The following is a 12,779-nucleotide window of genomic DNA, read 5'->3' as shown; positions in this document are numbered from 1 at the left end:
TTTCAGGACTTATTTCAGAGATCCTTTTTTACCTCTCCCGTTGCTTCTTTCTGAAAATATTGCAGTTGCTGAGCGTATTGTGATATTTGCCTTTGCTTTTCGGCATTATCCCAGCCAAGTTCTAACCCCATTATCTCCACAACAGTTGGCAAGACCGCTAATGTAGTTTCCCAATCTGTAATTTCCAAACGGATCCTCCTGGCCAGAAAATCTCTTGGTGTCACAGCCATTTCCTGTCTAACTGTATATAAAACCTCAGCTTTGATGTATGGATATTGAGGACTAAGTCTTTCTTTTAACGGATTATTAAAAGTAGTCAGTTTTGCTACTTCCCCAGCCCGGCAACCGTATTTTTTAACGAGATGCTGACTGATATCCTCCGGCAAAGTGAAATCTTTCGCCAGGTATTTCCAGGATTCAAAATCATAATTTGCTCCACCAACAAGCATATGCCCGGCAGTCGTACACTCATTTTTTTGACCCAAAATAAAATCGGCCTGATCAATTGTATCCTTTGCCATCAAACGATAGGTCGTCCATTTTCCGCCTAAAAGACTTAGGAGGCCAGAAACAGCATCGATTTCAATCTCATGGTCGCGCAGCAATGTCTTTGTCGACTTATTGGGATCAGCCGAAAGTAATGGTCGTAAACCTCCAAAACCTGATTTGATTTGAGATATGTCTATTTTATTTGCCAGGTAAGGATTTAACGTACTGACCAGATAATCCACCTCTTTACTGTTGAGACTGGCTTCATTCTCGACATCATTTGAATCTGTATCCGTCGTCCCTAGCAACATGGATCCTTCAAAAGGAATTGCAAAAACCACCCTCCCGTCAGGCGTTTTAGGAATCAGCATCGCGTGGTCACTATTCAATACTTCGTAAGGAAGAACCACGTGAACACCTTTGCTTGGACGAATTCTTCCTGGCAAGCTGTTATTCGCAAAATGACGAATTTTATCAGAAAAGGGCCCGGTACAATTAATAACCAGTTTCGCATTTATGGTGAATTCTTGCCCAGATTGCGTATCGGAAACCTGCACTCCACTCAGTTTCCCGTCCTGACTTTTTTTAAATCCTTTTACTTCAAGATAATTTGAAACGACCGCGCCGGCCTCTGAGGCAGATTGAGCAAGTGCAAGACAATATCGGGCATCATCAAGCTGTCCATCATAATACATAACTGCGCTGTGCAATTTTGTTTTATTAAGCGTCGGGATTTTTGACAACACCTGTTCCTTTTTCAACCATTTGCTTTTTGGTAAGCTGTCATTCGTTGCAAACCAGTCGTACATCCGAAGCCCTATACTAAAATAAAGACCTTCAATCCAGGAACTTACAGGCGTCAACAAAGCCAACGGCCTTGCAAGATGAGGAGCGTTTTTTAACACGATATGCCTTTCTTCAAGTCCGTGGCGAACTTGTTTAAGCTGCGCAAAATCAAGATTTTTAAAAGCCTGTTCCAGATAGCGAACGCCCCCATGAATCAGTTTTGTCGAACGGGACGAGGTTTCCGATGCGAAATCACTTTTATCTATTAACGCTACTTTATAACCTCTCAGCACTGCATCCAATGCGCAGCCTGCACCACTCGCTCCTCCCCCGATTATACAAATATCAAATTGCTCATTCTTTAATTTCAGGAGTGACTCGGTACGATTCATGCCAGGCGGGTATAATAATTGTATTTATTCAAGTGTTATGCAAAAGTACGAAGATGAGCATTCTAAATGCAGTAAAAAATGTATTAAATGTGCGCTTTATACATGTGACTAATCTGTTAAATAGCCGTCTGACAGTTGTTCTATTTAAAAAATAGAGTAGCTTTGACTCTAAAATTAAATCAATTTTTTACAACAAAAACCAAATTTTTACGATGGGACTAATCTCTTTTTTTCAAGGAGTAGGAGAAAAAATTTTCCACAAGGAAGCAGCTGCTCCAACACCGGAAGCAGAACCACTACGCGCCAGTGCTCTTTTGGCTCATGTAAAACAACTTGGCCTTGCTTATAACTCGTTATCAGTAAAAACTTCAGTTGACACAGTTACTATCGAGGGAGAAGTTGCCAAGCAGGAAGATGCCGAGAAAATCGCGCTTGCTGTAGGTAATGTGGAAGGCGTTAAAATTGTAGACAACCGATTGAAAGTTGCTGTACCTGCGCCGGAAGCAACATATCATACCGTTGAAAAAGGGGATACGCTTTCTCTGATCGCGAAAGCTGTATATGGAGATATGATGAAATATCCAGTCATTTTCGAAGCGAACAAACCTATGCTTACGCATCCGGATAAAATTTATCCAGGTCAGGTGTTGAGAATTCCGGCACTCTAATAGCCTTTGGCTTTCGGCAGTTGGCTGTGGGTTTATTAATAAACGACATAAAAAAAATGACAACTCTTTCGGGTTGTCATTTTTTTTATGTCGAAGAAGATGAATATTAATCTTCTGCTGCGATTACGTTCAAAGTTACTTTATGTTTCACTTCTTTGTGTAGATCGATCAATGCTGAATAAGTACCAACAGATTTTACGTCATCAACTGTAATTTTCTTACGGTCAATGTCAAAACCTTTTGATTTAAGCACGTCTGCAACCTGTGTGTTGGTAACACGTCCGAAAATACGGCCGCTTTCTCCAACAACAGTGCGAATGTCAATTATCAAATCGCCAATTGCTGTGGCAATGTCTTCTGCATCTTTTTTAAGCTTTTCAGCTTTGTGAGCAGCCTGACGTACGTTTTCAGCAACGATTTTACGATTAGAGTCATTAGCCAATAAGGCAAAACCCTGCGGAATAAGGTAATTACGACCGAAACCCGCTTTTACATTCACGATGTCGTTCTTATAACCTACTCCGGCAATATCAGTTATTAGTATGATTTCCATTGTTAGTATCTCTTTCTATTTTATTTCAATTGATCAGCAACAAAAGGCAATAAAGCCAAATGACGTGCTCTTTTAATTGCCTGAGATACTTTACGCTGATATTTCAAGCTAGTACCTGTAAGACGACGTGGCAAGATCTTTCCTTGCTCATTTACAAGTTTCAACAAAAAGTCAGGATTCTTGTAATCAATGTACTTAATGCCTGCTTTCTTAAAGCGGCAATATTTTTTGCGGTTGATGTTTTTTTCAACCGGTTCGTTTACGAGTGACATAGCTTATGCTTCGGTTTTAGATTCAGTTGTTTCTTCCTTCTTTCTTCCAATCAGACCTTTACGTTTTTTCTCGTTGTAAGCAAGAGAATGTTTGTCAAGGGCGATTGTCATAAAACGCATAACGCGTTCGTCACGACGGAATTCCGTTTCCAAAACGTCAACAACGGCTCCATCTTCCGATGAATATTCGAATACAGTGTAATAACCTGTATTTTTCTTTTGAATGGGGTAGGCTAGCTTACGCAATCCCCAGTTTTCTTCGTGTACAAGTGAACCACCATTCTCAGTGATCAGCGTACGGAATTTTTCAACGGCATCCCTCATCTGAGCCTCAGACAAGATGGGAGTTAGAATGAACACCGTTTCATACTGCTTAGACATACGGCAAATATTTAAATATAAATTGATTTTAATTCTCATTAACGATTACTGGAATCCATAATGAGGGTGCAAAAATAGGGCTTGCAATTGACAATTGCAAGCCCTATTTATATTTATCAGAAAGTTAGGCGGTTACAGATTATTTTACTGTAAAATCACCTTGCCCAATTTTAAATCCTTCACTGTAAACCTCAATTGAATATTTCCCACCTTTCATCTGGATTCCGCCACGGCCATAGTAGATATCAACCAACTGACGACTGTTTGTAAAATTAATAGTCTGTTTGGAACTGTAGATCATTTCCTTTCCATTGTAAGAAAATGCGCCCGAACCAGTGGCCATATCAGAAAGTACTGCACCTTCCGGATCCAGAATTCTCAAATAAATATCTTTTTCATTCTGTTTTGCTACTGCATTTTCACCAAGCTTGAAGCTAACTTTCAGTTTATCAATACGTTTGGCTTTATAATTTCCACCTTCACGTTCTTTTCCTTTCGAAGATACTGCATTGATAGCAAGTTCTTCCGTACGCAAAGCGGATGCCAGCGTCACTTTTTCTGCCAGTTCACGGTTTTGTGCTGAATAGTTTGTAACCGAATCGTTCAGTAATTGTCTTTCCGATTCCAATCCCGACACCTGCTGGCTCAGCTCTTGATTTTTATTGGTAACGATCCCCAACTCCTCACGTAAGGTCGCCAGTTCGGTATCTTTCTGCAACAATACCTGTTCGTATGATTTAATTTTTTTGTTAAAGTTTGCCGACGAAAAACTATTTACATTTTTCAGCTCCTGCTTATCTTTTTCAAGCTGTTTTTTTAACTCAATCAGAGAATCAACACTTCCACCCAACTTTTGGATTTCTGCGATTTTGGTATCCAGTTCGGCTGATATGGAATCCAGTTTTGTTTTTGTGAACAAAACCTCCTCAGTTTTCGCAGTTATTATATCGTCCTTAACCCTATTTTCCTGTTTTTCATGATAGATAAAATAAACAAGTACCAAATTAAGCAATGCCAGGACAGCCAGGGCAGCCCACAGAAGAGTTTTCCGATCTTGCTTTTCTTCTTGGTTATAGTCCATATAGAGAGTTAAAATTTAAATTAATTGGTAAAAGAACTATGTTTTTTTCAATTTTGAAATAAGTTAAGCTCGATTTGTGCAAAGTAAGTTCCATTTATTCGATCTAAGCTGTTCATTATCATAAAATTTACTTTCAACATGTCAACAATCGCTGAAAATATTGCCGAAATAGAAGAGCAGCTGCAAGGAAAGGCCAGATTAATCGCTGTTACTAAAACCAAACCAACTGAAATTTTACAAGAAACCTACGATGCTGGATTTCGCAGATTTGGAGAGAATAAGGTGCAGGAAATGACTGCGAAATACGAGGCGCTGCCAAAAGATATTGAATGGCACATGATTGGCCATCTGCAATCGAACAAGGTAAAATATATGGCTCCTTACGTTTCCATGGTGCATTCTGTGGACCAGTTCAAGCTTTTAAAAGAAATAAATAAGGAAGCAAAGAAAAATGACCGCATCATTAATTGTCTGCTTCAGATATTTATCGCAGAGGAAGAAACCAAGTTCGGACTCTCAGAAACAGAAGCGCGTGAAATTCTCGAATCTGAGGAACTAGCTTCCTTAAATAATATTAAAATCGTTGGTCTGATGGGTATGGCTTCAAATACCGACGATAATAATAAAGTCCGGCAGGAATTTAGTGCGTTGAAAAATATGTTTGAATCCTTTAAGTCTTACGAAAGAGAAAACGTAGAAATGAACGAATTATCAATGGGTATGAGTGGCGATTTTCCAATTGCAATAGAAGAAGGTAGCACCTTCGTACGTGTTGGAAGTGCGATTTTCGGAGCCAGATAATTAGTAGAGGAAAGCAGTATTAAAAAGTACTGCTTTCTTTTTTATTCCCAGTGCCCAATGCTGAGACAACTTTATCTTTTACAAAATCAAATGTAAGATCTGAACAAGGTGAGCCATCCTTTCTGACGAAAACTGCATTTTCCTGTCTGCCAAACTTACCTGAATAAGGGTTATAAGAAGGAAAACTGCCCAGAGATCCCATCAAAATGATTCCATTCGTACCAACAGCATTTGCCAGGTGTGATGGTCCGCTATCCAGTCCTATAAAAAAGTCTGCCCGTTTAATAACCTCCGCGGTTTCGAGTATTGACAACTTTCCACACAAATTTCGGTAAACAGGTGTTTCTACAGACAAATTACTAACCAGGCCAATTTCTATAATATGGTAGGAATAGTTTACTGCAAGCCATTCGACAAGCTGGTTCCAGCGCGCTGCCGGCCAATCTTTCGGAGTATAATTTGACTGGCAATGAAGCACAATATATTTTTCCGGCAATGCCAGCGTATCTACTTTTTGACGATGACTTTCCTGCAAATACAGCCTTGGATTATCGTCCGCTGGAAAAGCCACCTTTTCGCCGATCAAATCAGCCGTTTGTGCAAAAACTTCGAGCAGATTACCAAAGTTGAAATAAGTATGTACGTTAATACCTCTTTTTTCTGCGATAGGATTATCTACAAAAACCTGGCATTTGGCACAATGATTATTGTTGCTGAATTGAAGCGGATAAACTTTGTCAAACACACCTGTCTGTAATAAAACACGGCGTTGTGTTACACAAAACTCTGCGAAAGTCTCATCTATGGCCGGGTTATGATCTACCAATTCATGGTAAGCAGGCTTGACAAACCACACGATATGCGAATCTGGATGTAGCGAACGCACATATCTGGATATCGGTTCTGCTGCCACGATGTCGCCAAAATGTTCAGTCCTGACAATCGCGATTAATTCTTTTCGCTTCGAGAATCCCGCTTTTTTTAATTTGAAATGAAACCAAGCCTTATAACCTTGCAGGTGAGCATTAAATATGTGGGTATATTTAAAATAGCGGTGTGTCCAAAGCTGAATAAATCGTTCAATAGTCATTTTAAAAATTTTGCCCGGACCAAATATTTATCGCCGGATATTTATGTGTGCAAGTTAATAAAGAAATATGAATCAGGAGTTGGTTAGCCCTTTTCTCAAACCTAACTTTGACGCTGACCGATTCATACTTGGCTGACAAGCACGATACAAGTATTTTCAATTACAAAATTTCTTTTTTTTATATGAAATTTATTATTCAAGCTGGTGGATTGTTTGGCGCGATAGCCGTAGCACTCGGCGCATTTGGCGCACATGCACTAAAAGGAATGCTGGAAGCTTCCGGAAGAATGGACACTTTCGAAACCGCTGTTAAGTACCAATTTTATCATGCGCTGGCGATGGTCTTGGTGGGACTTTTGTTGCAAAGAGCGGGTGAAGACGCCGTAAAATTACTAGGCTGGTCCGGGCATGCATTTATTTTCGGAGTATTGATTTTTTCAGGATCCTTGTATGCAATTTGCTTTACCGGCATCACAAAATTTGGAGCGACGGCTCCAATTGGCGGATTGCTACTGATTATTGGATGGGTATTATTAATAATGGCGGCTGGAAAATTGGGTTAATTTTTTCTATTAACGAGGTAAGTAGCATTGATTTACAAATATTATTCGGGTTGACTGTTGAAAATTAGTTTATTATATTTGTTAAAGGGAAAACAAATGGTAATTGAACAGCAAAATCAGGATTTGATTATACGTATTAGCACACCGGCTGATATAAGAGCGACGCAAAAGGTTGTAGACTACCTTAATTTGATGGAATCCATTTCGAAAAATCAGGGAACAGAAGAAGCTGCGGAATTAGCGCGTGATATTCATAAAGAATGGTGGGTAAAAAACCGCAGTCTCTTCGTTAAATGATTGTCGTTGTTGACATGAATATCATGTTCAGTGCTGTGATTGCACCGGATAGCAGAATTGGACAAATAATTGCGCATCCGTCGTCCCCTTTTAATAAAGTAAGTTGCTATTACGCATTTATCGAATTATTTAAGCATCAGCCAAAGATCATTAAATATTCAAAGAGGTCTCAACCCGAAGTTTTGGATATTTTATACTCCGCACTTAGGCATTTCGAGTTCTTTAATGAGACATTAATCGAACAACAACACTGGATAGAGGCTGAGCGATTAACTGTTGGTGTGGATGCTTTTGATATTAATTATGTAGCGCTAACCTTGCAGACTGACTGCTGGCTATGGACAGGAGATAAGAAATTAATCTATCAATTGACTGCGCTAGGCTTTAATCGTATCATTACTACTTGCGAATTATTTGAAAAACTGATTTAAAAGCCTACCTAATTTCGATCAAAATCATCCTCTGGACAATGTAAATGGCCGTTGCGCATCTATCTTTAAAAAGATAAAAAGTAATACAGAAAACGACCATAAAGACGAACCTCCATAGCTGAAAAACGGCAGAGGAATTCCAATAACCGGCATCAATCCGATTGTCATCCCGATATTGACCAGGAAATGAAAGAAGAAAATTCCCGCTACACAATAGCCATATACTCTGGCAAAACGACTTCGCTGTCGCTCAGCTAAAATCACAAGCCGGGAAATCAGTAGGATAAATAATGTAACAACAACGGCAGTTCCAATAAATCCGTGCTCCTCCCCGACGGTACAGAAAATAAAGTCAGTACTTTGCTCAGGAACGAAATCAAATTTTGTTTGTGTCCCTTGCAAAAATCCTTTGCCGGTAAACCCGCCTGAACCGATCGCAATTTTTGACTGGATAACATTCCAGCCAATACCGCGTGGATCTGAATCAGGATCTAGAAGTACCATGATACGACCGCGCTGATGTTTTTGTAAAACATTGTTCATGAAAAAATCTACGCCGAAAACGATAGAAATCATCACAAATGCAATCAGAATAGTTGCGACAAGACCTCCCCGACGACGCGTCATAACTGGCATTAACCAAATCACAATTCCTGCGATAACGATGATCGCTCCGGCGATATACCAGGAGTCATAAAGAAGAGAAATGATCAGCAAGGCCGCCGAAATGATTCCAATGGCCGGGATAAATCCAGGCATTCCTTCACGGTAAAGTATGATCGCAAAAGATGCGAAAACAAGCATCGAACCTGTCTCATTTGATAATAGAATCAATATCGAGGGCAGAATTATAATACCAAGAATTGGATAATAATCCTTTAATTTTCGCGATAAACTGATAGCAGGATCACTCAAATACTTCGAAATTGCCAAACTTACAGCCAGGTTAGCAAACTGTGCAGGTTGCAGGGAAATAGCCCCAAATTTAATCCAAGAGCGCGAACCATTAATATTGGACCCGGCAAAAAGTACGACGACGAGCAGAAATATTACTATCGCATAAATAATAAAAGAGAACGTCTCGTAGAATTTATAGTCGATAACCAGGATACAGATGATCAGGATAAATGTAGTACCGATCCACATCAGCTGTTTTCCGGCATTGTTCGATAAATCAAAAATACTGCTATGCGTTTCCGGATTATAAACCGCCGCATAAATATTGACCCACCCTATCCCAAGACAAGCGATATAGATCAATACGACCATCCAATCGACATTTTTGGTTATGGGTTTTCCCTCTTCCATTAACTTAACAATTAAAATTTTTTGTTGATTTGAGTATTAACACGACCAGTCAGACTAGAATCTTTTCAACCAGTTAATCACTTTCGGCATCGGTTTTTCAATCGGCACCATCGGAATCCCCTGCCTTCTTTTTGTGGTATCTTTAACTATTGGCTTAGGGGGAGCAGGCAGAATCACGTTTTTCATGAAATCCGCCTCCATCATCCTTTTTTCAAGCGCCTTGTTTGTGATTTTTCTTGTTAGATATTTTTCTATAATCAGGTTGGCAATCGGTGCTGCCGCCTGCCCTCCAGATCCAGCATTTTCTACAAAAACGGCAATGGCAATTTTTGGATCCTCAACGGGCGCAAAGGCAATGAAAATTGAGTGATCCATACCTCTTTTGTTTTGGGAAGTTCCCGTTTTACCAGCAATGGAAATACCTTCAACCCTTGATCTTCTGGCAGTACCGCCTTCAACAGCTCCAAGCATTCCTTCAATAACCGGATCAAAATTGTGAGCCGCTACACCGGTTTCATGCCGTATAGCGAATTCGGGTTTTAGTGTTTTTTTCTCCCCGATCCCATGAATAACGTGCGGTGTGTAGTAATAACCCTTGTTCGCAATGATGGCAGCTACGTTTGCCATTTTCAAAGGAGTGATCAAAATCTCTCCTTCGCCAATACTTAACGAATAAATATTCGAAAATTTCCAGCGGTTCTCACCGTAAATTTTGTCGTAATATTTTTTATCAGGTAAATTCCCTTTCCGTTCACTAGGTAAGTCAATTCCCAGCTGCTGCCCGATCCCAAACTTACTGATCTTGTCATGCCAGTCATCCAGCCCGACAGCGGAAGCTTTGAATGTATTGGAGATTTTGTTATTGTATATGATCCGGCGAAAAACGTTGTAAAAATACGGATTGCAGGAATGTGTCACCCCAAGTGCGACCGTTGGAGTTCCGGGATGAACGTGACATCCGATAGGGCAATTCGCATGTGTGAAACCGCTATTTGGTGTAATAACGCCTTCCTGCAAACCAATCAATGCCTGAATTAATTTAAACGTCGAACCCGGACGATAACTGGCCATAACCGGACGGTTGAAAAGCGGCTTGTATGGATTGCGATAAAGTGCAGTATAGTTTTTGGAAAAAAACCGGGTTGCCAGAATATTCGGATCGTATGTCGGCGCGGAAACCATTGACAAAATTTGTCCCGTTTTAGGCTCGATTGCCACGATACTACCTACCTTGTTCACCATCAAACTATCCGCATATTGCTGAATATCAATGTCAATACCGGAATATAAATTCTCTCCTGCAACCGCCATGGTATCAAGCTCACCGTTTTTCCAGGCACCTTTGTAAACACCGCTTACATTTTGCATGATAAATTTAGTACCACGTTTCCCTCTCAGCTCATTCTCGTAAATCTTTTCAATACCCGTTTGCCCGATGTAATCACTTTGCCTGTAATACGGCTCTTCCTGCTTTGCGAGCTGTGTTTTACTGATTTCACTTACATAACCAAGCGTGTTGGCGAGTGTAGCGCCTTTGTATGTACGCATCGAACTTTTAGCGAATTCAAATCCCGAATAATCCACCATGATGTCCTGAATGGAGGCGAAATCTTCTTTCGATAATTGTCTTAAAAATAACGACGGTTTGTTGCGGGAATAAGAGCTGGCCGCGTTCACGAGACTATCGAATTCCCTACGTTCGATACCCAAAACCCGGCAGAAACGCAGCGTATCATCAACTTTTACCTTATTAGGGGTCACAAGCAAATCATAAACAGGCGTGTTATAAACAATCAATTTTCCATTTCGATCATAAATCTGACCCCGGAAAGGCACTTCAATGACACGTTTTATGGAGTTGCTGGACGATTCGATGGAATAACTCTCATCGAGGACTTGTAAATAAAATAAACGAAATAAGTAAATGATACCTATTAATGTAAAGAAGCCAATAATTACAAAGCGGCGATTTTCAAGCATTCTGCACTAAATATTCCTGTTCTCTCAATTTTGCTACGAAGTTCGTGATATCGAAAGACTTATCAAAGCCATTTGATACCTAAAATATCACTCTTTATTCCGGCGTAGGAACTACCATTATCACATCTTCTTTATCAATTACAACGGCTCCTTCGGGCAATCCTTTTGGCTTTCGAACATATTTTTTGGGAGTTACTATAACCGGACACAAACTATCCGTTTTCCTCTTCGAATGCCATGCCGCAAGCTGTGCTGCTCTCTCTATGACCGGGGATGGAAATTTCTTTCCGGATTGATTTTTAATAACCACATGCGACCCTGTAACATCCCGGGCATGCAGCCATAAATCTTCTTTATGCGCATATTGTTTCGTTAACAAATCGTTGTTTTTCGCATTTTTACCTATCAAAATTGTATATCCCGAAAAGATGACTTTCTTGAATAAGTCAGCCTGTTCTACTGAAACGGTGTTACCTCCCGCCAAGCCATTGGACTTGATAAACGTCCGAAGCTCCCGCAACATTTCGATTGATTCGATTGATTTAACATATCCAAGCATCTTTTCCCGTTCATTTTCCCTGGCTTCCAGACTATCGTGCAAACGGGCAATTTCTATCTTTTCGTTTTTGGATTTGCGGTAATAACCTTCCGCAGTTTTTTGAGGCGTAAGATCTTTTTTCAGACGAATTTTTATAGGTTGGTCACGATAGAAATCATATAATTCCACCGACTCAGCTCGCTCAGGAATCAGATGCAGATTGGCCATCAGAATGTTGGCGATTTCATCGTTTTTCGTTCCCTCTTCCAGCGCAACCAGTTTTTTAAAAGTGTTTTCCAGATAGTTATCTGTTTGAGAAATACGTTTTCTCAGAATCCTCAAAATTTCAGCTTTTTCCTTTTCTATACCTGTCAGGCGGATAAAAGCATAATAATACGCATTCAACGCCTCAATCGGATCCTTATACGAATCGACAACCTCCCCTAGCGGCAAAAGTGAAAGAATGGGTACCAATTCAATTTTGGTAAGGTAAAACGTAGGCTGTTCCAGCTTTTTTAAAACGTCCTGTACGATAACCCAACGCTTTTCAGGTTCACCAGTTTCGTTTAATAATTTCTTCAAATGATTGTTAACCAACTTTCCAAAAGTTGGAAACAGGGGCTCAAAATGGTATTCATTTTTAACAAACGCATCATAGGACTGATCGAGTTGACGATCCATGTTATCGAGCGAAAGTGTCTGATCTGTTGCCAGTTTATTGTTGAATAATTGGAGCACCGACCCTTCTTTAGAAAACGAAATCAGATTCGAACGATTTCCAAACAATTTCAGAACCAATACCTCCCCGCTTTTGAATATAATTTCGATTGCCCGCTCATTAACAAAAACCCTGACATGAATAATTTGCTGTTGATATAAATCTGTGAAAAGATTTACACTGTTTCTTCTCGCCCGATCAAACTTATCAGGAAAACTAAGACAGGCGAAATCAGACCTAAGTGTAGCTTTTATGAAAAACGGCTTTTTCAATTCCTCGTCAATCTCAGACTCAGCAAACACCAGAACGATCTCATCTTTCTCCTGGCTGAACGCCTCAATAAATTTTTTTCCGGTCAACTCCTGATTTAGTCGCGGAGCAAGTTGTTTTAAGAAATAATAATTATGATGCACTGGGTTTTATTTGTTGTT

The 12,779-nt window shown here is 40.0% G+C and carries 14 protein-coding genes; 5 read left to right on the top strand and 9 right to left on the bottom strand.

What is annotated here, in order from left to right; translation table 11 throughout:
- Window positions 1-14 precede the first annotated feature (14 nt).
- A complete protein-coding gene (locus tag L0657_RS26450; protein WP_235153795.1) occupies window positions 15-1,667 on the bottom strand; it encodes a glycerol-3-phosphate dehydrogenase/oxidase in 1,653 nt (550 codons plus the stop codon).
- 212 nt (window positions 1,668-1,879) lie between these two features.
- Here L0657_RS26450 and lysM point away from each other — a divergent pair, with 212 nt between their 5' ends.
- Window positions 1,880-2,335 (top strand): peptidoglycan-binding protein LysM, encoded by a 456-nt coding sequence (lysM, locus tag L0657_RS26445; protein ID WP_235153794.1) that lies wholly within the window; start codon window positions 1,880-1,882, stop codon window positions 2,333-2,335.
- Between the two features lie 106 nt (window positions 2,336-2,441).
- Here lysM and rplI read toward each other — a convergent pair whose 3' ends face one another.
- The 4 genes from rplI to L0657_RS26425 form a co-directional block, all read right to left on the bottom strand.
- Window positions 2,442-2,888 carry a 50S ribosomal protein L9 gene (gene rplI / locus L0657_RS26440; RefSeq protein WP_235153793.1) on the bottom strand — a complete coding sequence of 149 codons (447 nt, stop codon included), beginning with the start codon at window positions 2,886-2,888 and terminating at the stop codon, window positions 2,442-2,444.
- 20 nt (window positions 2,889-2,908) lie between these two features.
- Window positions 2,909-3,160 (bottom strand): 30S ribosomal protein S18, encoded by a 252-nt coding sequence (gene rpsR / locus L0657_RS26435; RefSeq protein WP_015811483.1) that lies wholly within the window; start codon window positions 3,158-3,160, stop codon window positions 2,909-2,911.
- 3 nt (window positions 3,161-3,163) lie between these two features.
- On the bottom strand, window positions 3,164-3,541 hold the full coding sequence (gene rpsF, locus L0657_RS26430) for a 30S ribosomal protein S6 (protein WP_235153792.1): 378 nt from the start codon (window positions 3,539-3,541) through the stop codon (window positions 3,164-3,166).
- A gap of 139 nt (window positions 3,542-3,680) precedes the next feature.
- Complete coding sequence (locus L0657_RS26425) at window positions 3,681-4,622, bottom strand: hypothetical protein (protein ID WP_235153791.1); 942 nt, start codon at window positions 4,620-4,622, stop codon at window positions 3,681-3,683.
- Window positions 4,623-4,760: 138 nt separating this feature from the next.
- Here L0657_RS26425 and L0657_RS26420 point away from each other — a divergent pair, with 138 nt between their 5' ends.
- On the top strand, window positions 4,761-5,423 hold the full coding sequence (locus L0657_RS26420) for a YggS family pyridoxal phosphate-dependent enzyme (protein WP_235153790.1): 663 nt from the start codon (window positions 4,761-4,763) through the stop codon (window positions 5,421-5,423).
- A 19-nt stretch (window positions 5,424-5,442) separates the two neighbouring features.
- Here the strand turns inward: L0657_RS26420 and L0657_RS26415 are convergent, their stop codons facing one another.
- Window positions 5,443-6,513 carry a glycosyltransferase family 9 protein gene (locus L0657_RS26415; RefSeq protein WP_235153789.1) on the bottom strand — a complete coding sequence of 357 codons (1,071 nt, stop codon included), beginning with the start codon at window positions 6,511-6,513 and terminating at the stop codon, window positions 5,443-5,445.
- Window positions 6,514-6,695: 182 nt separating this feature from the next.
- Between L0657_RS26415 and L0657_RS26410 the strand changes: the two genes are divergently transcribed.
- From L0657_RS26410 to L0657_RS26400, 3 genes are all read left to right on the top strand, one after another.
- Window positions 6,696-7,076: a DUF423 domain-containing protein gene (locus tag L0657_RS26410; protein ID WP_235153788.1), complete on the top strand. Its 381-nt coding sequence runs from the start codon at window positions 6,696-6,698 to the stop codon at window positions 7,074-7,076.
- Window positions 7,077-7,172: 96 nt separating this feature from the next.
- The gene (locus tag L0657_RS26405) at window positions 7,173-7,373 is read left to right on the top strand and encodes a hypothetical protein (RefSeq protein ID WP_235153787.1); all 201 of its coding nucleotides are present in this window, start codon (window positions 7,173-7,175) and stop codon (window positions 7,371-7,373) included.
- On the top strand, window positions 7,370-7,804 hold the full coding sequence (locus tag L0657_RS26400) for a PIN domain-containing protein (protein ID WP_235153786.1): 435 nt from the start codon (window positions 7,370-7,372) through the stop codon (window positions 7,802-7,804). Before L0657_RS26405 ends, L0657_RS26400 begins: the two co-directional genes overlap by 4 nt.
- Before the next feature lie 24 nt (window positions 7,805-7,828).
- On the opposite strand, the gene rodA is transcribed toward L0657_RS26400, so the two are convergent.
- From rodA to L0657_RS26385, 3 genes are all read right to left on the bottom strand, one after another.
- Window positions 7,829-9,112, bottom strand: a complete 1,284-nt coding sequence (gene rodA / locus L0657_RS26395; RefSeq protein ID WP_235153785.1) for a rod shape-determining protein RodA — start codon at window positions 9,110-9,112, stop codon at window positions 7,829-7,831.
- Between the two features lie 54 nt (window positions 9,113-9,166).
- Window positions 9,167-11,092: a penicillin-binding protein 2 gene (gene mrdA / locus L0657_RS26390; protein ID WP_235153784.1), complete on the bottom strand. Its 1,926-nt coding sequence runs from the start codon at window positions 11,090-11,092 to the stop codon at window positions 9,167-9,169.
- 94 nt (window positions 11,093-11,186) lie between these two features.
- The gene (locus L0657_RS26385) at window positions 11,187-12,761 is read right to left on the bottom strand and encodes an NFACT RNA binding domain-containing protein (protein WP_235153783.1); all 1,575 of its coding nucleotides are present in this window, start codon (window positions 12,759-12,761) and stop codon (window positions 11,187-11,189) included.
- Window positions 12,762-12,779: the final 18 nt, after the last annotated feature.

Origin of the sequence: Dyadobacter sp. CY345 (assembly GCF_021502725.1) — a bacterium.
Classification (GTDB): domain Bacteria; phylum Bacteroidota; class Bacteroidia; order Cytophagales; family Spirosomataceae; genus Dyadobacter.
This window is presented reverse-complemented; position numbering and strand designations above follow the sequence as displayed.